The sequence below is a fragment of the Fluviicola sp. genome (assembly GCF_039596395.1).
In the GTDB taxonomy this organism is placed as follows: domain Bacteria; phylum Bacteroidota; class Bacteroidia; order Flavobacteriales_D; family Crocinitomicaceae; genus Fluviicola.
Map to the genome: position 1 here is coordinate 1 of NZ_JBCNJT010000002.1, position 21311 is coordinate 21311.

At 43.2% G+C, this 21311-nt stretch carries 12 protein-coding genes; 7 read left to right on the top strand and 5 right to left on the bottom strand.

The genetic code is table 11. The annotated features are described in order from the left end of the window. Positions 1–284 precede the first annotated feature (284 nt). The 3 genes from ABDW02_RS09160 to ABDW02_RS09170 all read right to left on the bottom strand — a co-directional run bounded on the left by ABDW02_RS09160 (position 285) and on the right by ABDW02_RS09170 (position 4481). On the bottom strand, positions 285–878 hold the full coding sequence (locus ABDW02_RS09160; protein ID WP_343634255.1) for a hypothetical protein: 594 nt from the start codon (positions 876–878) through the stop codon (positions 285–287). A 22-nt stretch (positions 879–900) separates the two neighbouring features. Continuing rightward, positions 901–2556 (bottom strand): peptide MFS transporter, encoded by a 1656-nt coding sequence (locus ABDW02_RS09165; protein ID WP_343634256.1) that lies wholly within the window; start codon positions 2554–2556, stop codon positions 901–903. A 65-nt stretch (positions 2557–2621) separates the two neighbouring features. After that, positions 2622–4481 (bottom strand): peptide MFS transporter, encoded by a 1860-nt coding sequence (locus ABDW02_RS09170; RefSeq protein ID WP_343634257.1) that lies wholly within the window; start codon positions 4479–4481, stop codon positions 2622–2624. A gap of 92 nt (positions 4482–4573) precedes the next feature. Between ABDW02_RS09170 and ABDW02_RS09175 the strand changes: the two genes are divergently transcribed. From ABDW02_RS09175 to ABDW02_RS09195, 5 genes are all read left to right on the top strand, one after another. After that, the gene (locus ABDW02_RS09175; RefSeq protein ID WP_343634258.1) at positions 4574–5224 is read left to right on the top strand and encodes a TatD family hydrolase; all 651 of its coding nucleotides are present in this window, start codon (positions 4574–4576) and stop codon (positions 5222–5224) included. Further along, entirely contained in the window at positions 5217–5954 is a 738-nt protein-coding gene (locus ABDW02_RS09180) for a tRNA threonylcarbamoyladenosine dehydratase (RefSeq protein WP_343634259.1), read from the top strand. The genes ABDW02_RS09175 and ABDW02_RS09180 overlap by 8 nt, the downstream gene beginning before the upstream one ends. Before the next feature lie 48 nt (positions 5955–6002). After that, entirely contained in the window at positions 6003–7922 is a 1920-nt protein-coding gene (locus ABDW02_RS09185; protein WP_343634260.1) for a M1 family metallopeptidase, read from the top strand. 165 nt (positions 7923–8087) lie between these two features. Next, a complete protein-coding gene (locus tag ABDW02_RS09190; protein WP_343634261.1) occupies positions 8088–13643 on the top strand; it encodes an MG2 domain-containing protein in 5556 nt (1851 codons plus the stop codon). Positions 13644–13988: 345 nt separating this feature from the next. Next, complete coding sequence (locus ABDW02_RS09195; protein ID WP_343634262.1) at positions 13989–14456, top strand: Mpo1-like protein; 468 nt, start codon at positions 13989–13991, stop codon at positions 14454–14456. 97 nt (positions 14457–14553) lie between these two features. On the opposite strand, the gene ABDW02_RS09200 is transcribed toward ABDW02_RS09195, so the two are convergent. Together ABDW02_RS09200 and ABDW02_RS09205 are read right to left on the bottom strand one after the other, a co-directional pair. Then, complete coding sequence (locus ABDW02_RS09200) at positions 14554–15297, bottom strand: LytTR family DNA-binding domain-containing protein (RefSeq protein ID WP_343634263.1); 744 nt, start codon at positions 15295–15297, stop codon at positions 14554–14556. Then, entirely contained in the window at positions 15298–18330 is a 3033-nt protein-coding gene (locus tag ABDW02_RS09205) for a two-component regulator propeller domain-containing protein (RefSeq protein ID WP_343634264.1), read from the bottom strand. It lies immediately after the preceding gene. 160 nt (positions 18331–18490) lie between these two features. Here ABDW02_RS09205 and pbpC point away from each other — a divergent pair, with 160 nt between their 5' ends. Beyond that, positions 18491–20821 carry a penicillin-binding protein 1C gene (gene pbpC / locus ABDW02_RS09210; RefSeq protein WP_343634265.1) on the top strand — a complete coding sequence of 777 codons (2331 nt, stop codon included), beginning with the start codon at positions 18491–18493 and terminating at the stop codon, positions 20819–20821. A 129-nt stretch (positions 20822–20950) separates the two neighbouring features. Then, on the top strand, positions 20951–21256 hold the full coding sequence (locus ABDW02_RS09215) for a hypothetical protein (protein ID WP_343634266.1): 306 nt from the start codon (positions 20951–20953) through the stop codon (positions 21254–21256). The last annotated feature ends 55 nt before the right edge of the window (positions 21257–21311 follow it).

Sequence of the window (21311 nt, forward strand, 5' to 3'; positions counted from 1 at the left end):
TTTTAAACTCTCACTTGTCAGCCCTTTGCTCGTTTGCGGGGTGCAAAGGTAATCATCTTTTTTATTCTGCAAAGCTTTTTAAAAACTTTTTTTTGATTTCCTCTTTTCCCTCCTTTTCAATCTCTCCGTTTCCGAAGCGCCTATCGTTCTAAGCGGTGGCAAAGGTACTCACTTATTCCACTTTAACAAGCCTTTTTTAAGATTATTTTTTTCGCTTTTCGGAAATCAATCCTTAACACACTGATAATAGTCTGGTTATAGCCTGAAAAAATATTGCTTTTTTTTCAGGATTTGAGGTAAAGCTCCCTCAATTGCCCTATAATCGGTGCATTTGAATGATTGAACGATTCCAGGTTTTGACTCTCTTTTAACAAGCTTTGCACCAAAATAGGGTTCAATAGCACATATTTTCCTTCAGAAACTTTCAATTTACCCGTATTATTTGTCTGATCAAATACAATCATCATCCCTTTTAATGAATGATACGGTTCATTATATACAGTCAATATCTGCAATAAAGCATAAGCCAGCATCTCCTCTACGTCCAATTCTTCACGGGTTGTATCGTCAAATTGTAAGTCGGAAAGTAATTTTCCCATTCTTTTCTCCACTGCTTTCTTCTCTGCATTCGTCATGTTTCGATAGATCGCGCTCACCTCGTTCAGATAATACCGATGATTCACATTAAACTTTACTGCATCCCGGGAGAGTTTTTCTTTCAAAGCTCTTCTCAACCATATCCGTAATGAGATAGTGGTTAAAAGAATCAAAACAACCCCGACAATCTTCGCGGGCACGATCAATCCTTTATCCAACAGAAAAGGGATCGCGATTAATAAGACAATGATCGGTATTAAAAGTGCCAAAAAACGTTTCATACTATATATAGGTATACCCGATTTATTTATTCTGTTCTCTAAACACTTTCAGTAACCACGGAAGCAGTACTATTAATATCAATGTTGCTCCCATCATTAAGTAGAAGTTCAGCATGAAGAAAGACGACTTATTATCGTACTGATCCCAAAGAGATGCAATTACTCCACTTAATTTATTCCCGATTGAGGTTGAAATGAACCAAGCCCCCATCAGTAAGGCAGTCAATCTCGCAGGTGCCAATTTTGAAACCATCGATAATCCGATCGGTGACAAACACAACTCTCCAACGGTGATTACACCATATGTCCCGAAGAACCACCAAAGACTCGATTTAATTTCCCCGTTCATGGATGCTTTTGCCGCCGCAACCATTACCAGACAAGATAAGCCGGTAATGAATAATCCCAATACGAACTTGATCGGGATGGACGGTTCCATTTTGCGTTTTCGCAAGAAACGGAATATTGCCACGACCAGCGGCGTCAGAACTATTACCCAAAACGGGTTTACGGACTGAAAAATATTCGAATTGAAGACAACCACTTCCTGGCCGGGTTTCAATTCCGATACTTTCTCGTAATTTTTAAAATAGCTCGGGTACTGAATCGCTTTTTCATCTCCAACTTTGCGGAATTGATTATCCAGGACCTGTGTTGAATCTTCCGACATTTCGTATTTGATTGTTCCGGCAAGGTACATCCCCTTCAACCCGTTGCTAACCGATTTCGGCACATCGCGGTTCGTATAATTATCTGCCCAGGTATTCAAGACCGTTCCATTCTGTTTGAAAATGGCCCAGAAAGGAATAACCGCCAGGCACACTACTAAAATTGCACTAACTACTCTTCGCTCGTGTTTCGGCGAAGTGAACAGGACATACCCGAAAAAGAAGATTACCGGAATACATGCAAACAGGAATGCATCCGTCACGTCATCTTTAACTAAGTAAGAATGTTCGTTGGTTTCAGAAGGAACTCCGTTGATGAAGTAGCCGATAATTGCAAACAATACCGCCGGCACTACAACGATCAACAAATCGATCCACCAGGGCTTTTCTCCCGGAGCGGCCACTTTCTTCACATCACCCGAGACATAGTGTTTATTCCCGACCAGGAAAACCGCCACTCCGATAAACATCCCGATTCCGGCACCCACGAATGCCATGGAATATCCGTATTTGTTCATCAAAAATGCAGAAACGATGTTACAGACAAATGCTCCCACATTAATTCCCATGTAGAAGATGTTGTACCCTTCATCTTTCTGATTCCTGTATTGGTCCGTATTGTAAAGGTTTCCAAGAAGTGTTGAGATGTTCGGCTTAAACAATCCGTTCCCGGCAATCACCAGTACCATTCCGGTGTAAAGCATCGTAAAGGTGTGAACACCCATCATGCAGTAACCAACTCCCATCATCAATCCTCCCAGGATAATCGGAAGACGGTACCCTAAAATTCTGTCGGCAAGAAGCCCGCCGATAAATGGCGTGAAAAACACCAGCGCAATGAAGGTCCCATATAAACTTGCCGATTCAGCTTCGGTCATTTGGAAACCGTGATTTACATCCTTTAAATAAAAGGTGAAAATTCCGATCATTAAATAATAGCCGAAGCGCTCCCACATTTCTGTGAGGAATAAATAAGGTAATGCCTGAGGGTGTTTGCGTTGTTTTTCCATAGTCTTTTAACTAAAAAAGTCCCCCGTCATAGCGGAGGACTTTAAATGTATATTGTTTGTGGGTGTTATTTTACACCATTCATCATTTTCACTAAGAACTTACTTAAGATAAATAAGATGATTGCTGATCCTCCGGCCAGGTACACAAACAACCAGAAGAATGATTTCAAGTCGGTAATCTTAATACCGATAAACGACTTTTCTTTGTTCACTGCTTTTCTTGCAAATTCGATCTTCTTTTCCTGGATGATCTTCGCATTTGCACTGATTGTTTTTTCGTCATTCTTGTCTTTTACTTCAGCGAACAGGCGATCAAATTTGACATCAGAGAATTTTACTTCCACCGGTTTTCCTTTCTCATCGATCACTTTCACTGTATCTGCTTCCGTTGCCGTTTTTACTTCATCAGCCAACAAGTAAACCTTGTGCGTTTTCGTAGTAAATTCTTTTTCCAACGCACGAACTTCTGTTCCTGTCAAAACCGGATCCGGGTAGAATGAACTTAAGAATCCGGCGAAGTTATTTGCTGCAGCTGTACTCAAGAACCAAACTCCCATTAATAAGGACGCGAATCGTACAGGCGCCAGTTTGTTCACCATGGAAAGTCCGATCGGAGACAAGAACAACTCACCCACCGTGTGAATGAAGTACAATCCGGTCAGCCAGATGATGCTCACTTTCACTCCCGGCTCAACTCCGTCAACACCGATTGCGATGAATACATATCCCAAAGCAAGGAACAATAGACCGAAAGCTTGTTTGTAAGGGGAAGCCGGTTCCATGTTTCTTTTCGCCAATTTCGTCCACATAATGGAAATAAGCGGTGCTAAAATTACGATGAAAACTGCGTTAAAACTGTTGAACCAGCTTGCAGGCATTGAGAATCCGAGAATATCCCTGTTTGTTTGCTCAGCCGCGAAGAATGTTAAAGAAGCCCCGGCCTGTTCGAATGCAGCCCAGAAGAAGATTACGAAGAACGCAACAATGTAGATTACCCAAATACGCTGCTTCTCGATTTTGTTTAATGATTTATCCGTTATAATAATGAACGGAATACTGATGGAAATTGCAAAAATGGCTGCTGAAATGTAGTTGTTTACGGTATCGATCATTGTTTCATCTTCTGCCATAAAGACAAAGAAACGCAACAACACCAACACCACCATTCCTACCAGAACACCGATGTATACGTTGCTGTTCGATTTTTTCCCGGAAGGAGCTTCTCCCATTTCCTCAGCTAAAAGGCGTTGTTTGTTCGGAATTTTCCCGATCGCTTCACCTGTAGGAGTAACCAGCACTTTGTTTTTTCTCATTTCGAAAGTGATCACAGAAATGATCATACCGATACAAGCACACAAGAATCCCCATTTAAATGCTCCCGGCATAATATTGTTTGCAGCGTCGTAACGCTCTCCCAAATAACCACAGATCAACGGTGCGATGAAGGCTCCAAGATTGATTCCCATGTAGAAAATGGTGTATGCAGCATCTTTACGCTTGTCTGTTTCAGCATATAACTGACCTACCAATGTAGAGATATTCGGCTTGAAAAATCCGTTTCCGAAGATCAGGAATGTTAGTCCGACGATCATCAAAATCAAAGCCAGGTTGTGATTGGAATAAAATGATGCCGAAAAGAACATAAACAATTGTCCGATAGCCATCATCACACCTCCTACAAAAATGGATTTTCTGTTTCCCCAGATATTATCCGCGAAATAACCTCCTATAATTGGAGTCAGGTAAACCAAACTGGTGTAAGAACCATAGATTCCGGAAGCTGTTTCCTTATCAAACATCAGGGCATTGATCAGGAACAGGGTGAATAAGGCACGCATTCCATAATAGGAGAAACGCTCCCACATTTCAGTGGTAAACAATAGATATAATCCTTTTGGATGTCCTTTCGGAGTCGAATTTTCCATATTTCGATTTAATTTTTAGCAGCGGTGAAAATAGGTAAAAAATGGTTGATTGGTTCAGATTGTCTTAAATTTAACGCATCGATTCCTGTTTAATGACTGATTTAGAGTACCTTTTCGATTCGCACACACATCATTTTGACTCGAAAAACCGGGCAATTGTGCAGCTTACGGGCTCATTCCCGGAAAAACTTCCTCCTTTTTTCTCCTTTGGTATCCATCCTCAGGAAAACGGGATTGATTTCAAGCAGACAGAAGAGATTTGCCTGGCTTTGAATGAGAAAAAAGGGTTTCTGGCAATCGGCGAAATTGGCCTCGACAATCGGTATAACACAGCTGAAACCCAGGAAGAATCGTACATATTCCAGCTGAAACTCGCAGCAAAACTAAATAAACCGGTCATTCTGCACTGCGTCAATTCCTGGGACAGATGCCGGTTTCTTCACGAAAAATATGCTCCCGGAACAACCCTGATGTACCACGGATTCAACAAAGCATCGATTACCGATTCCGTTTTGAATTATCCCAAAAGCATCATCAGTATCGGAGAATCTGTTCTATCCAATGAAAAACTTCAAAACGCCGTAAAACTAATTCCTTCGGAGCGCTTAATCCTTGAGACCGACACGGGTAATGGAGCACTCATTGACACTTATCGAACGGTCGCTGAAATAAAAAAGCTATCTTTGCACGCCCTGACCGAACTATTAGATCAAAACGCAAAACGAATTTTTAACTATGAGTAAGTGGTTGGAGCGTACGGAGTTGATCCTCGGACCAAAAGAAATGGACCGTTTGAAATCTGCTCATGTACTTATTGTTGGACTCGGAGGAATCGGATCTTTTGCAGGTGAATTCATTGCACGTGCAGGAGTTGGAACGATGACCATTGTAGATGGTGATGCTTTCGATATCACGAATAAAAATCGCCAGTTGACCGCCTTGGATTCCACCATCGGAAAGAACAAGGCCGTTGTTTTAGGTGAACGCATTAAGGACATCAATCCGGATATTAACCTGAATATTGTGGAAGAATTTGTAATTCCGGAACGTGTCTGGGAATTGCTGGACCAATACAAACCGGATTATGTGATGGACTGCATCGACAGCGTTACTCCGAAACTAGAATGGATCATTGCCTGTAAAAGCAAGAAAATCAAAGTGATCACGCACCTGGGAGCGGGCGGAAAAACAGATCCTAACCGTGTGCATGTAACAAAACTCCCAAACAGTCACAACTGTAAGCTGGGTGCACACATCAAAAAACGACTCAAGAAAAAAGGAGTCGCCTTCGAAAAAATCAAGTGTGTTTATTCGTCTGAATTGCAACAGAAAGATTCCCTGAAAATGACCGATGGATCCAACTTCAAGCGTTCATTTTACGGAACAGTCAGCTACATGCCGGCACTGTTCGGATTAATGGGGGCGGCAGAAGTGATTCGTTATCTGACCAAAAAAGATGAAAAGTCAAACTAAGTTGAAATTCAAAGAAAAAAGTATATTCGCGTACCTCAAACTGAAAAAATGAAACTAAAATCCCTGTTCGGCATTGCTGCACTAGCTCTCCTTATTACTAGTTGTGGAAACGATGCAGAGCCATTAAATAAAGATCAATCGATCAACGGAGTAGTAGCGGGACATGACGCCCATTCCTACTCCAACACAGATGAAATCCGAACCAAACATTTGGATCTTGAAATCGATGTGAATTTTGAGAAAAAAACCATTTACGGAATAGCGCGCCACCGCATGGAGCGCCTGAAAGATACAGATACCGCTATTTTCGACATCAACGGACCTGAAATTCAGAAAGTAACTTTGGGAAAAAAGGGGCAGGAGAAAGAAACTGATTTCATCATCGGGTCCATGCAGGAATTCATCGGCCAGCCATTGAGTATCAAGATCGACAAGAATACCGAATACATCAATATTTATTACAAAACGACTGAAAATGCCGGCGCTTTGGATTGGATGGAACCTGAATTAACTGAAGGAAAAGAACATCCGTATTTATACACCCAGGGTCAGGCAATTCTCACACGCACCTGGATTCCCGTTCAGGGAACTCCGGCCAACCGGATTACTTACAGTGCAGACGTTACCGTTCCTTCCGAACTTTTGGCGTTGATGAGTGCTTCCAATCCGAAGGAGAAAAACCCGGAAGGAAAATACCATTTCGAGATGAAACAACCCATTCCTGTTTACCTCATTGCATTGGCAGTAGGTAACCTTGAATACAAATCACTTGGTAAAAACTGTGGAATCTACACGGAACCTGAAATGATCGACAAGGCAATCTGGGAATTTGCAGACCTTCCGAAAATGATCCATGCAGCTGAAAATTTGTACGGCCCTTATCAGTGGGAACAATACGATGTAATCGTTTTACCTTACTCCTTCCCTTTCGGAGGAATGGAGAATCCGCGCCTGACATTTGCAAATCCGACTTTGATTGCCGGCGACAGAAGTGCCGTTTCCGTTATTGCACATGAGTTGGCTCACTCCTGGTCCGGAAACCTCGTTACCAATGCAAGCTGGAATGATTTCTGGCTGAATGAAGGGTTTACCGTGTATTTCGAAAACCGTATCATGGAAGAGCTATACGGAAAAGAAGTAGCAGACATGTTAGCTCTGATCGAATTCCAGGAACTTCAAACCGAAATGCAGGATTTGGATGAAGAAGACACGCATTTAAAGTTGAAATTGGGGAAACGTAATCCGGATGACGGGATGACTTCGATTGCCTACGTAAAAGGAGCTTTCTTACTGAAAACCCTGGAACGTGATTTCGGAAGACAGCGCTTTGATATCTTCCTGAAAAAATACTTCAAAGACCACGCTTTCCAAACACTTACAACCGAGCAATTCAAAGCATACCTGGAAGAAAACCTGATCAGCCAGACAGATATCAAATTCAATATTGATGAGTGGCTGTACAAACCGGGATTGCCGAAAAACTGTTATGCAGTAAGCTCTCCGCGATTCGAGAAGATCCAGCAAATGGCACGTGAATTCGCAAAAGGAAAAGACATCTTCAAAAAACCGGCTAAGAAAAAAGGCAAAAAACAACTTCCTGCGTTAAGCCGCGACCAATATGTTCCACAGGAATGGCAGGCATTTATCCGTGCTTTACCTAAGAAAATGGATCCGGAACGTTTGGCATTGATCGATGAGAAACTACATTTCAATACTTGGGGAAATGCCGAAGTTGCAACCGAATGGTACGTGCTTGGAATCAATTCCAATTACACGGAAATCCGTCCGGATATTGAAAGATTCATTTCAAAAGTGGGCCGTAGAAAATTCTTGTTACCGATCTACACCGCACTGAATGAAAATCCGGAAAGCAAACAATGGGGATTGGAAATTTATCAAAAATACCGACAAAATTACCATCCGGTTTCTATTGCAACCATGGATGATTTATTGAAATACAAACCGTAACCATAAACAGTGGGCGCGTCCGTACGTACGGGACGCGCCCACTGTTTATGTAAATCAAATAATACCATTTCAACCGCGGATAATCAAAAGGTGCTTTCGACTCCTAAAACAACCTGAATTCTTCTTTCAGATGCATTCATCTTTGACATAACAAATACAACAGTTATGTCACGCTTCATTATTCTTCTATCGCTTGCAACGAGCTTACTGGCAACCATCTTTGCCTGCTCGGGCAACAAGATCCTTTCCGTGGATCCCAAATTCAGGAAGTGGGTTTCCGGTTATACCTCGGGAATCATCTCCAATACCGACAACATCGAGATTGAACTCAAAAATCAGCTGGATTCCTCCAAACTTATAGAGCTTGGAATGAAATCCCGCATGGATGAAAAAGTGCTGAAAGAAATCGTGGAGATTAGTCCGGAAATTGATGCCGATATTCAATGGGTGGATTTCAGGACCATTCAAATCGTTCCGAAAAAAGCCCTGGCCTCCAACCAGATTTATACCGTGAGTTTGGATTTGGATGAAATCATGGAAGTGGAAGACGGATACGAAGAATTCAACTTTCAGTTTGCCACCAAACCGCAAAAGATGGAGGTCGGTGATCCAAGCCTGATCGAATACGATTCCTACAACCTGGAATGGTATTCCCTGCGCGGAACGATTTCCATGACCGATCATTTCGACACCACCAAACTGAAAGATCTGATTACCATCAACCTCGGGAACCGGAAACAAAAAGTACACTTTGAAGAAAGCTACGGCGAAAACGAATATTATTATATCGTAGACAGCATCAAACGTTCAGAAAAAGAACAAAAAATAACCGTTGAGTGGAATGGCGACCCGATTTCCTCTTTTTCAAACGGATCAACCGGCATTGATGTTCCCGCATTGGGAGATTTCAACGTGAGCTCTTACAATGTCAGTGATGAAGACGATCAAAGTATCCGGCTGACTTTCTCAGAGCCTTTATCCACCAACCAGGATCTGAACGGATTAATTGACCTGGTGGGAGTTTCCGGTGAAACTTTTTCCATCTATTACAACGAAGTTACGGTGTTCATTCCAAGTCGCATTGAAGGAACTTACCGCTTAAAAGTCAATTCCGGGATCCGGAATATCAAGAATTACCAAATGCTGAAAGGCAGTGAATACAGCTTGTTATTTACAGCTTCCAAACCCAAAGTACGCATTGTGGGGAGCGGCTCCATCCTGCCCGATTCCAAAGGATTGATTTTCCCTTTTGAAACAATCGGATTGAAATCCGTAACCGTGCGCATTATCAGGATTTACGAAGAAAACGTGCATCATTTCCTGCAGGTGAATGAACTCAACGAATCCGAATCCATTTTCCGTTTCGGGAAGAAAATTGCTGAAAAGAACATCTCTTTGGGAGTTAAAAAAGAAGACAAAAGCGACTGGGCATCACACGTATTGGACCTGGAAAAATGGATCAGGCCAGAACCCGGCGCCATTTACCGTATCTCCATTAAATTCGGGCAGAAAGACGCTTATTGTGATTGTCCGGCAAATCCCGAAGAAGAAACAGCAGATCAGCCTTCGGAAAGCGAAGCAAGAGTGGAAGAAGAATGGTCTGAACGCCCGTGGCATTTGGACGATTGGGATGACGGATACGAAGATTGGGGCGGTTACGGTTCGAACGAATCGCCTTGTAGTTCCGATTATTACTATGGAAAAGCTGTTTCCCGGAACATCCTTGCTTCTAACATCGGTGTAATCTACAAACTGGACGCCAAGAAAGAAGCACACGTTTTCCTAACGGATATGATCACCACACAGCCGATTCCAAATGCTTCTGTCACTTTTTACGATTACGCGAAACAAGTCATTGCTTCCGGAACCACAAATTCCGAAGGAATGTATACCAAAACCCTTTCTGAAAAACCCTTTTTACTCATCGCGAAAAACGGAAAGCAGCGCGGTTACCTGAAAGTCAGTGATGGGCATTCCAATACCCTTTCCGAATTCGATGTGGAAGGAGAAGAAGTTCAAAACGGCCTGAAAGGATACATTTATGCAGAACGCGGAGTCTGGCGTCCGGGAGATTCTATTTACGTGAACTTTGTTTTGCGCGATTACGAGAAAAAACTTCCGTTGAATCACCCGGTTACGTTCACTTTAACAGATCCTTCCGGTTATGAAACAAGCAAAATAACCAAATCCCAGGGCATAAACGGACATTACGACTTCCGCACGGCTACACGTCACGATGCAAAAACAGGAATCTACACTGCAAGCGTGATGGTCGGATCACGTGAATTTACCAAGTATCTGAAAGTTGAAACCGTCAAACCAAACCGCTTAAAAATCAAATTGGATGTTCCGCTCAGTTCCGACAGCCTGCTTCACCTGGAATCTTACTGGCTGCATGGTGCTCCGGCAAAAAACCTGCGTGCAACAGTCGATGTCGAGTACCAATCAACCAAAACCGTAATCCCGGGATTCCCGAAATTTGAATTCGATTCGCCGATCCGTAAGATCAATTCCGACAACAATACTTTGTTTGATGACGATCTGGACGCCAATGGAAAAGCTTCCTTTAAGCAGGAAATATCATCCCTGTCACAGGCATCCGGAATGATGAATGCGATTTATACGATGCGGGTATTTGAACAAGGCGGGAATTTCTCCATCGACCGTTTTTCTCAAATCTATTCTCCTTACAAGCAATATGTCGGATTCAGAACTCCCGACCTGGAAGCAGACAATTCACTGATCTCCGGCAAAAAACACACTTTCGATGTGGTGATGGTGAATGCTGCCGGGACCATTTTGAAAAAACCGTCCAAAATCCGTGTAAAAATCTACCGCATGGAATGGAGATGGTGGTACGAAAGCGGCGATGACGATTTGGGCAATTTCATGGCGCGCAACGGGAACATGCTCGTTTACGATTCCCTGCTGAATGCTTCGAATGGCAAAACCGCTTTCAAATTCGGGCTGAACGAGACAGATTACGGGCGCTTCCTGGTAACAGTAACAGACGAAGAAGGTTTTCACCAGGCAGGTAAAATCATTTCGATTGATGTTCCTTACTGGAGCCGCGGGAACCAAAAGAACAATGAATATGCTTCCATGCTCAACTTTTCCACCGATAAGAAAAGTTATGTCAAAGGCGAAATCGTGAAATTGAGTATTCCATCACCGGCTTCGGGTAAAGCATTGATATCCGTTGAAACACGTACCAAAATCGTGAAGAAATTCTGGGTAAACACTACCAAAGGCGAAACTACGTGTTCTTTTGAAACAACCGAAGATATGGCTCCGAACGCTTATGTGCATGTGAGTTTGATACAGCCGCACAGCGCCACTACCAATGACTTGCCTATTCGCATGTATGGAATTGTTCCGATTATTGTCGATGATCCTGCAACACATCTTCACCCGGAAATTGCCGTTGCAAAAGAATGGCGGCCGGAATCGACAGCTAAAGTGACCGTTTCGGAAAAAAGCGGAAAAGGAATGACTTACACGCTTGCCATCGTTGATGAAGGATTATTGGACCTGACGCGCTTCAAAACACCGAATCCGTGGAATACCTTTTATGCCAAAGAAGCATTGGGCATCAAAACCTGGGACATGTATGACTATGTCATCGGTGCTTATTCCGGAAAACTGAACCGGCTGTTGAGTATCGGTGGTGATGGTTCTGCAGACGACGGTGCAGGCCCAAAAGCGAACCGTTTCAAACCGATGGTGCATTTCTTAGGCCCGTTTGTTTTACCGGCCGGTTCTTCCAAAACACACCAGGTTGAATTACCGACTTACATCGGGTCGGTTCGCGTGATGGTGGTAGCTCATTCCGCAACAGCATTCGGAAACGCCGAAGAAACGGTAACGATCAAAAAACCGCTGATGGTTCTTGGAACATTGCCCCGCGTCATTGGTCCGAGTGAGACAATCCAGCTTCCGGTAGACGTTTTCGCCATGAAAGAAAACATTAAAAACGTTGATGTTCAAGTAAGCTGTAACGATCTGCTGGCTGTAAACGGAACTAAAAACCAGGGAATCAAATTTGCAGCAGAAGGAGATCAGATCGTAAACTTTGAATTAAAAGTCGCCAATAAACTGGGCATTGCCAAAATCAGGATTTTTGCGAAATCCGGTGCTGAAACTGCCACGCAGGAATTTGAGGTCGACGTACGAAGCCCGAATCCGCAGGTACTGGAAAGCGAAACCAAGGTGATTGAACCCGGAGCAACAGCCGGTTTCACCATGGAGCAGGACGGAATCAGCGGCTCTCACTCCTATTCGTTAGAGACCAGTCAATTCAGTTCGATTAACTTGAGCGGCCGCATGGATGAACTGATTAATTATCCGCACGGATGTATCGAACAAACGACTTCAGCCGTATTCCCGCAGCTATTCGCCATGGACGTGATGCAATTCAGCGAAAAAGAAAAGAAAGAAATGTCGGCAAATATCAAAGCGGCTTTGATCAAATACCAAAGTTTCCAGCAATACGAAGGTGGTTTCGCCTACTGGCCCGGAAACCGCGAAGCAAGCGATTGGGGATCCAATTACGCCGGTCATTTCATGATCGAAGCCGAGCAGCATGGATTTACCCTTCCTGCAAACCTGAAGTCGCGCTGGATGGAATACCAAAAAAACGAAGCCAATAAATGGACGGCGGATTCCTACCAGGGATATGACAGTCATGCAGAAGAATCGCATCAACTGATACAGGCTTACCGCTTGTACACATTGGCTTTGGCCGGAAAACCCGAATTGGGTGCTATGAACCGTCTGAAAGAAAACAGCAAACTCGGAGTCACAGCGAAATGGAGATTGGCAGCGGCGTACTATCTGGCAGGTCAGAAAGATCTGGCGAAACAAATGACCCGCAACCTGAGTTTTGCTCCGGCTAACTACCGCGAGTATGCTTATTCTTACGGTTCAACGCTGCGCGATAAGGCCATGAACCTGGAAGCAGGATTGATGATCGATTCCAAACCAACCGATCAGACGGAAAAAGAAATTACAGACATTTTGAAATCGAACCAATGGTTGAGTACGCAGGAAGCGGGTTACTGTATCCTTGCATTGACAAGCGGGAAAATCAAGAATAACGGAACGCTGCAATTTGAAATCAATTCTGAAAAAGTAACTGCCGGCAAATGCATGATTACTAAAAACTACACGGAAGCTGACGGAACCAAACTGAAACGTCTGTCCGTGCGAAACACTTCTTCCAAAAAAATCTATGTGACTTTTTGCACGAAGAAAGTACCACAGATCGGTAAAGAGAAGAAGATCCGGAGCAACCTGGAAATGACGATCAGTTACACCAATTTGAATGGTGTTTCTATTGATCCTTCCAAAATCACACAAGGAACAGATTTTATCATGGAAGTCAAACTGAAAAACCCCACAAAAGACCAATTCTATCGCGAAATGGCTTTAAACCAAATTATGCCGAGCGGCTGGGAAATTCACAATGCACGCTTGTATGATGATGAAAGCACCCCGAACATTGATTACCAGGATTACAGGGACGACCGCGTTTATAGTTACTTTAAACTCGCACCGAATGAAACGAAAATTTTCAAAATCCAGTTGAATGCTTCGTATTTGGGAAGATTCTATCTGCCAGCTGTATTCTCGGAAGCCATGTATGATCATGCCGTCAATGCCCAGGAAAAGGGTCGCTGGGTGGAAGTAACCAAAATCATAAAACAACCTAAATCATCCTAATAATTAATTCAAGGCTGCTCGTTAAACCGGGCAGCCTTTTTTACTCATCAAAAAATATAAGTAATTAAAATACAAACAATTAAATAGAACTTGTTCGTATCTTTGGGAACACCCGAATTACTGAATTCCCACTATTGGGATCGTTTGAAAACCGATACAAATGATCATTCTCAACCTGAATCCACACAATCAAAAAACTGTTTATCAATAGCTTAAACGAAATTCTGTTCATAAATTTATAAACAAGTGAACTTATAAATTCTGAAATTCAGAAAAGCTTTTGAAGGGGTTTGCAAACTTTATTGCAAATAGACCTCCTATTTCGTAACTTGTATTAAAAAGCATATGAAAACGCTCGAAGAATGGTTTGCAGAATATTCCGTCAGTCACCAAAACGCGACAAACAAGAAAATTCACTACATCTGTGTTCCGGCAATTTTCTTTTCGGTTGTGGGATTGTTAATGAGCATTCCCAATCGCGGATTGATCAGTTTGGTTCATTCGGATAATTTCCTTTACGTGAATTGGGCGGTCGTTGCTTTAATTCCAGTATTGTATTTCTATTTACGCTTATCCTGGAAAATGGCGTTCTACATTTTGATCTTCTCGGCAATTTGCGTAATCGGTAATTATTTCCTGGCACAAATAGGACCTTTGTGGCTAAGTTCCCTGATCATTTTTGCGGTTGCGTGGGTCGGGCAATTTTACGGACATCAAATTGAAGGGAAAAAACCGTCTTTTCTCAAAGACATTCAATTTTTATTAATCGGTCCTGCCTGGATTTTGCAAAAGTGGTTCGGTACGCCTAAGTAAAATAGTTCAAATGGTTCAAATGGTTCAAATGGTTCAAATGGTTCAATAAAACAACTGATCAATTTTGAACTTTTTAAACATTAAACCTTTGAACTTGTCAAAGCTGTTCCAGCATCTTCACCACATCCGCACGCTTACGGGTAGAAACGGGGATCATTTTTCCATCCGACATAATCAAATGTCCGCCTTCTACTTTTACAAATTCCTGGATCATTTTCGTATTTACCAGGTGCGACTGATGCACCCGGAAAAAGCCCAATTCGCCTAAAATATCTTCAAAATCCTTCAAGGTTCTTGAAACTACAATGCGCTTCGAATTGGTAAAAAAGAATTCCGTGTAGTTTACATTGCTTTCGCAACGAATAATATCTGCAATTTGTACGATGTGGATTTTGTCCTGTGCATGTAAAGCCAGGCGTTCCTGTACTTTATGACTTTGTTTCAGAGACTCGTTTAGCAAGCGGTAATTGTCCTGCTCGTTGTGATTGTGGCTCCGGAATTTCTTCAATGCTTCGGTCAGTTCATCCGGGTCCACGGGCTTCAGCAAATAATCAATGGCCGCATAGCGAAAAGCCTTGATAGCATGCGCATCGCTGGCCGTTATAAAAATGATCTTGAAAGGAATTTCGGGCAAAATATCCAGGAGGTCAAATCCCGATCCGTCCTGCATCTGGATATCCAGGAACAAAATATCAATGGGAGTTTTCTTCAACAACTTTGCGCCCTCCACCACTCCGGAAGCTTCGCCCACCACTTCAATGTCCGGTGCGTACACTTCCAGATCCTTTCTGAAGGTAATGCGTGCCTGCTCAATATCATCAATAATTACAGCTCTGATCATTTACAAGGGTATAAAAAGTTGAACTTCCGTTCCGATAACCTGTCCGTTGTCGTCGTACAAATCTACAATTTTGACTTCATGTCCGCCCGAATTGGTACTCAACAAATCTAATCTTTCTTTCGTCACATTGAAACCGCGCGAAACATGTTGCGGTTCATTACTGGCCTGCTGATTTTTTCCGGCTGCTTCCCGGCCGATCCCATTATCCCGGATTACGCAGGTAATTCCATCACTTTCTTCCCGGAACGAACACGTAATTTTTCCTTTTCGGGAATCTGCAGCATCGAATTTAAAGCCATGTTTGATGGCATTTTCAACAAAGGGCTGAATGAGCATCGGGGGAATTTGAATGAAGCTCGATTCTGTTTCCAGATCCACAATGATTTCGTATTCAAAGCGGTTTCCATTGCAGAACTGTTCAATTAACAGGTAATTTTCAAGTGTCGAAATCTCCTCTTCCAATGAAATGGTGGCATTCCGAGAATTGTCCAAAATCTGGCGCATCAACCGGGAGAATTTCGCCAGGTAATAGCGTGCTTTCGTTTCATTCTCCGTACCGATCAATCCCTGAATGGAATTCAGTGCATTGAAAATAAAATGCGGATTCATCTGCAAACGCAGGGCCTTTTGTTCCAACTCCAGCAAATTCCGGGCAAATTCTGCCTCTTTTTGTGCAGCTTTTGCTTTGGTACGGATCCGTTTGGTCAGAAATTGAACAGTTCCCAAAAGAACGAAAACTCCCGCCAGGATTTCCAGCAAAATAAACCAGGTAGTTTTCCAAAACGGAGCTGCAATCGTAAATACAATACGTTCAGGTGTTTGATTCACGAAGCCGTCTTCGTTTCGGGAACGCAGTAAAAACACATATTTCCCGGGCGACATATTCGAGTACGTAATCCGCTGATCTTTTGTCCATGGCGACCACTTGCTTTCAAAACCAGCCATTTTCCAGGAATATTCCACACCTTCCGGATTCTTAAGGTTGATTCCCTTAAAGATAAAACTGAGGTGATTCTGATCGTAGTCCAGATCAATAGCGCGATAGCTGTTCCAGGGAAGAATATCTTTTGCAAAGCCTTTCGCACCCAAAGACTCATAAAACAATTGCACATCCAGGATACTCAGGATCGGCGCTGTTTTGTTCAATTGCAAATTCGAACGGTTGTAACAGCTGGCACCGTTAATGGTCCCGAACCAAATTTTCCCGTCTTTATCTTTCCAAACACTGTTCTGGCACGTTTCCACTCCTAAAAAACCATCACTTTTGCCATAATGCCGCTTGTTTTTGATCTCCAGGTTTTCAGTGAGATCAATCACATCCAGCCCGGATTCAGAACCTAAAATCAGGTTTCCGCGCAGATCAAACACCATCAGGTAAACATTCGATGAATGCAAGCCTTCCTGAATGCTGATCTTCTTAATGACTTTCAATTTGGTACCGACCGAAATACAATTCACTCCCGCCCCCGCTGTTCCGACCCAAATACGGCCTTTGGAATCTTCCACGATGGAACGGATCGCATCCGAACTCAGCCCGTTCATTTTCGTCAACACCCGGCTCTTTCCCGTTTCCGGATCGTAACAAGCCAACCCGGCGGATTCTGATCCGTACCACACCAACCCTCGCCTGTCCACATACACGGATGTCAGGCGCATGTGGATCAATCCTTCCCGGATAGACAACAATTTGACCGTTTTTCCCTGGTCGGTAATGCAAACCAACCCTGAACCGGAAGTTGCAGCCCACAAACGGTTCTTATTATCACAAACCATTTGACGTACGTAATATTTACGCGTCGGATCAATCCAGCTGAATCCGCCTGCTGAGAGCATCCCGATTCCCTGGCCTTCTGTTCCGAAATACATCAAACCATCCTGGTCTTCCGCAATTGCCTTCACTTTGATTGCTTCGAACCCATTTTGGAGGTTGTGCTGTGAAAAAGTTCCCTGGTCCAAAACACTTACTCCGTTTTGTGCCGTTCCAAACCACAATTTCCCCGAATGATCCCTGAATATCGAATAGATAAAATTTCCTCCCAAACCGGAATTCGTGGAATAATGCGTAAATAGTTTCCCTGCAAATTGCGAAACTCCACCTCCCGATGTCCCGATCCACAAGTCGCCCCAATTATCTTTTATGACCGATCGCACGTGATTGTTTCCAAGTCCGTTCCGTTCGGTATACATCGTGAATTCTTTGGTATTCCTGTCGACCTGTACCAGTCCGAGGTTTAGTGTTGCCAGCCAAATCGTCTGATGTTCGTCGATTAAAATGTCGAAAACCGTTTGCTTGTATAATTCGCGCTTCAGATCGATCCTGAAATAATTCTTCCGGTTGTAAACGTAGACACCATCACCATAAGTTCCGATCCAGATAGCTCCCTGCTGATCTTCCGTAATACACGTGATCGCATTTTTCATCACGCGGTTGCGTTTCCCGTGATCGGTCACATACCAGCTTCCGTTTTGCTGTTTCGCTGAAAAAAGTCCGTTCCCGGTTCCAAACCACAACTCACCCGATTTATCAAAGAACAGGGTATTGACCGTTCGCTCACCGATTCCCAAGGTATTGTTCAATGAACGGATCGAGTCTCCGTAAACGACAAAAATTCCGTGATTGGTCGCTAACCAGATATGCCCGGCTGGATCTTCTGCCAGGTGAAAAACGGCAAAATGATTCTCAAATACCGGTACTTTGAGGGTTTCAAATTCCTTTCCGTTGTACTTCGACAAGCCGTCGTTTGTTCCTACCCAAAGTGTTTTGTCACGTCCCTGGTGCAGCGAATAAATGTAATTATTGATTAATCCCTGCTTGTCCGTATAGGATTGAAAATTCTGACCGTCGAATCGCGACAAACCACCACCTCTTGTTCCAAACCACAAATACCCCTTATGATCCTGGAGTGAACAATACACCTGTGATTGTCCCAACCCATTTTCCACCGAAAAATTCCGGAAACTGGCCAATTGACCGAATCCGAAATTGATCGAAATCAACAGGAAAAAGCATATCAGAAATCTGTTTTTTCGCATGGAACTGTAAGTATCTTGTATCTGCTGAAATTACTAAATCCCGGCAAATAGTTGCTTTTTAAATAATCAAAAAGAGCGTGCACTTTTCGCTCTTCGTCCAACGAATAATAAAGCGACCGGAATCCATTCGTTTCAAGCGGTTACTTTCAGTAAAAAAACGATGCGAGAAAGACTTTTTTGGTGGAAGGAACAATACCGTTGGAAAAAACGGGCCATCAAACGTGTTTTATTTTACGGTTTCCTGATTTGGTACATCCAGGCCTTGCCCGCTCAGTTGTTCAACGATCCATACTCGACGGTTCTGGTTGGAAAAAACGGCAAATTGCTGGGAGCTCACATTGCAAAAGACGGTCAATGGCGTTTTCCTCCGGGTAATAAAACTCCGCATAAAATTGCTGTTTGCCTGATTACTTTCGAAGACAAAAACTTTTATTATCACCCCGGTGCCAGCATCAAGGGAATTTGCCGGGCGTTTTACCAGAATATCACCCGCGGGAAAATTGTCAGTGGTGGAAGTACCATTACGCAGCAAGTAGTTCGTTTGATGCGCAAAAACCCTTCTCGAACCTATTCCGAAAAAATAGTTGAAATACTGTTGGCAACGCGTTTGGAATTCAGCTATTCGAAAGAAGAGATTCTCAATTTGTATACGGCAAATGCTCCTTTCGGGAACAACGTTGTTGGAATTGATGCCGCATCCTGGCGTTATTTTGGCCGTGCCCCCGAAAACCTGAGTTGGGCGGAAAGCGCCACTTTAGCCGTGCTTCCAAATGCTCCCGGACTAATTTACCCGGGGAAAAACCACCGGAGCCTGCTCAAAAAACGGAACCGTTTGCTCAAAATGCTTTACGAACAAGGGGAAATCGACAAGCTGAATTATCATTTAGCCCTGGAAGAACCGCTTCCCGACAAACCACTTCCCCTTCCGCAGGAAGCTCCGCATTTATTACAGCGTTGCATCCTTCACGGACAAAAAGAACAGTTGATCCGGTCTACCATTCAAGAAGATATCCAGGCCATGGTGAACAACGAAACCGAACAGTATGCTCTGCGCATGAATGAATACGGGATTTTCAATGCTGCTGTTTTGGTTACCTCCGTAGAGACGGGAGAAGTGGTTGCTTACAAGGGAAACCTGAACCACACCGACGATAATCACGCTTTTGATGTGGATTGTATCCAGGCTCCGCGAAGTACCGGAAGTATTTTAAAGCCATTGCTTTATGCCAAATCCCTGGAGTCCGGTTTAATTACTCCGAAACAATTGCTTTGCGATTTTCCTTCCCGTTTCGGAACTTTTGCACCGAATAATTTCAACCGGCAATTTTCGGGTGCTTTGCCTGCCAACAAGGCTTTATCCAAGAGTTTAAATATCCCCATGGTGTTTCTGCTCCGCGAATACGGCCAGGCGAAATTCCACAACGATTTGAAACATTTTGGTTTCCGGAACATGAACAAACATTCCGGACACTATGGCTTATCACTGATACTTGGAGGTGCAGAAGCATCTGTTTGGGAGATCAATGCATGTTACAATTCGATGGCACAGCATCTTCAGCATGAAACACCTTCAAAAATCCATTTCGTTGGCAAACCTGAAAATTCACAGAAGCTTAGCCTGGATAAAGCCTGTATTTATTCCACTTTCGATGCTTTAATTGATGTGAACCGCCCGGATGAAGAAAACAACTGGCGGGCTTTTGAATCTTCGCAGAAAATTTCCTGGAAAACAGGAACCAGTTTCGGTTTCCGGGATGCCTGGGCGGTTGGTGTTACTCCCAAATATGTGGTTTCGGTTTGGGTGGGAAATGCAGACGGAGAAGGAAGGCCCGGTTTAACGGGTGTCAAAGCCGCGGCGCCTTTATTATTTGCCATTTTCAGAAACCTGGAATCTCCCCGCAAGTGGTTTTCAAAACCTATGGCTAACATGACACGAACTGAAATCTGCAATGAAAGCGGTCAGATTTCGAATCGCGACTGCGAGCATACGCATGTTGAATACATTCCTTCCAGTTGTTTGATCAGCAAAAACTGCAGTTACCATCAATTGGTACATTTGAACAAGGAAGGAACATTCCGGGTGAATGCGGATTGTGAAGCAAGCGGAAATATCATTCATAAATCCTGGTTCATTTTACCACCCAGTATGGAAAAATACTATGTGCAACAAAACCCGAACTATCATTCCGTTCCTCCTTTCGACCCGAAATGCACTTCAAATAAGCCGGAAAACATCATGAGTTTCATCTATCCGAAAAAGCAAACCCGGATTTATATTCCACGCGAATTGAACGGATTAAGGGGAAAAGTCTTTTTTGAAGTCGCACACACCCGTCAAAATAGCATTCTTTACTGGCACATTGACGAAGAGTTTATCGGTACGACTTCGGATATCCATCAGATTTCGGTTCAGCCTGAACGAGGCAAACACAAGGTTACTGTCGTCGATGAAACAGGAGTACTATTGACAGAATCGTTTGAAGTCCTTTAATGATTATCCTTTCAAAACAACTGTTTAATATGTAAAAGGTACAGTTAAGGTTTTTTAAGGATTTTAATTACAACTATCGGATTATTCCTGCGTTAATTGAAAAAGAAACAACGCTAAACTTTGTCAATCATGAACAGCAAAACAATCTCTCAATTGGAAACATACAAGGCTATTGAAGCTGTTTGTGTGAGCAACCATTCCAGCTGGACACATGTCAAAGAATTTCGCGGGGCTTTTTCGCGGTTTGCTTTAAAGGTTGCACAATTGGATTTATTGTCGGAAAACGACAGTCCTTTCCTCAATCCGCGTTTGGAGTATTTGATCAAGGAAATCGAGCAGATCCTGAATTTGTATTTTGATCGCTACTTTGATTATTTAAAGCAGAAGAACAGCGAAATCTACCAGGTTTACAATCGCATTCGGAGAAGCAACTAACTGGTTTTTATCTATCAGGTTTTGTAGCGCAGGGTTGATAGGTAAACCATGCTTC

What these genes read in the sequence shown, in the direction of transcription:
- ABDW02_RS09160 (WP_343634255.1), bottom strand. Translation starts at nt 878, where the DNA reads ATGAAACGTTTTTTGGCACTTTTAATACCGATCATTGTCTTATTAATC.
- ABDW02_RS09165 (WP_343634256.1), bottom strand. Translation starts at nt 2,556, where the DNA reads ATGGAAAAACAACGCAAACACCCTCAGGCATTACCTTATTTATTCCTC.
- ABDW02_RS09170 (WP_343634257.1), bottom strand. Translation starts at nt 4,481, where the DNA reads ATGGAAAATTCGACTCCGAAAGGACATCCAAAAGGATTATATCTATTG.
- ABDW02_RS09175 (WP_343634258.1), top strand. Translation starts at nt 4,574, where the DNA reads ATGACTGATTTAGAGTACCTTTTCGATTCGCACACACATCATTTTGAC.
- ABDW02_RS09180 (WP_343634259.1), top strand. Translation starts at nt 5,217, where the DNA reads ATGAGTAAGTGGTTGGAGCGTACGGAGTTGATCCTCGGACCAAAAGAA.
- ABDW02_RS09185 (WP_343634260.1), top strand. Translation starts at nt 6,003, where the DNA reads ATGAAACTAAAATCCCTGTTCGGCATTGCTGCACTAGCTCTCCTTATT.
- ABDW02_RS09190 (WP_343634261.1), top strand. Translation starts at nt 8,088, where the DNA reads ATGTCACGCTTCATTATTCTTCTATCGCTTGCAACGAGCTTACTGGCA.
- ABDW02_RS09195 (WP_343634262.1), top strand. Translation starts at nt 13,989, where the DNA reads ATGAAAACGCTCGAAGAATGGTTTGCAGAATATTCCGTCAGTCACCAA.
- ABDW02_RS09200 (WP_343634263.1), bottom strand. Translation starts at nt 15,297, where the DNA reads ATGATCAGAGCTGTAATTATTGATGATATTGAGCAGGCACGCATTACC.
- ABDW02_RS09205 (WP_343634264.1), bottom strand. Translation starts at nt 18,330, where the DNA reads ATGCGAAAAAACAGATTTCTGATATGCTTTTTCCTGTTGATTTCGATC.
- pbpC (WP_343634265.1), top strand. Translation starts at nt 18,491, where the DNA reads ATGCGAGAAAGACTTTTTTGGTGGAAGGAACAATACCGTTGGAAAAAA.
- ABDW02_RS09215 (WP_343634266.1), top strand. Translation starts at nt 20,951, where the DNA reads ATGAACAGCAAAACAATCTCTCAATTGGAAACATACAAGGCTATTGAA.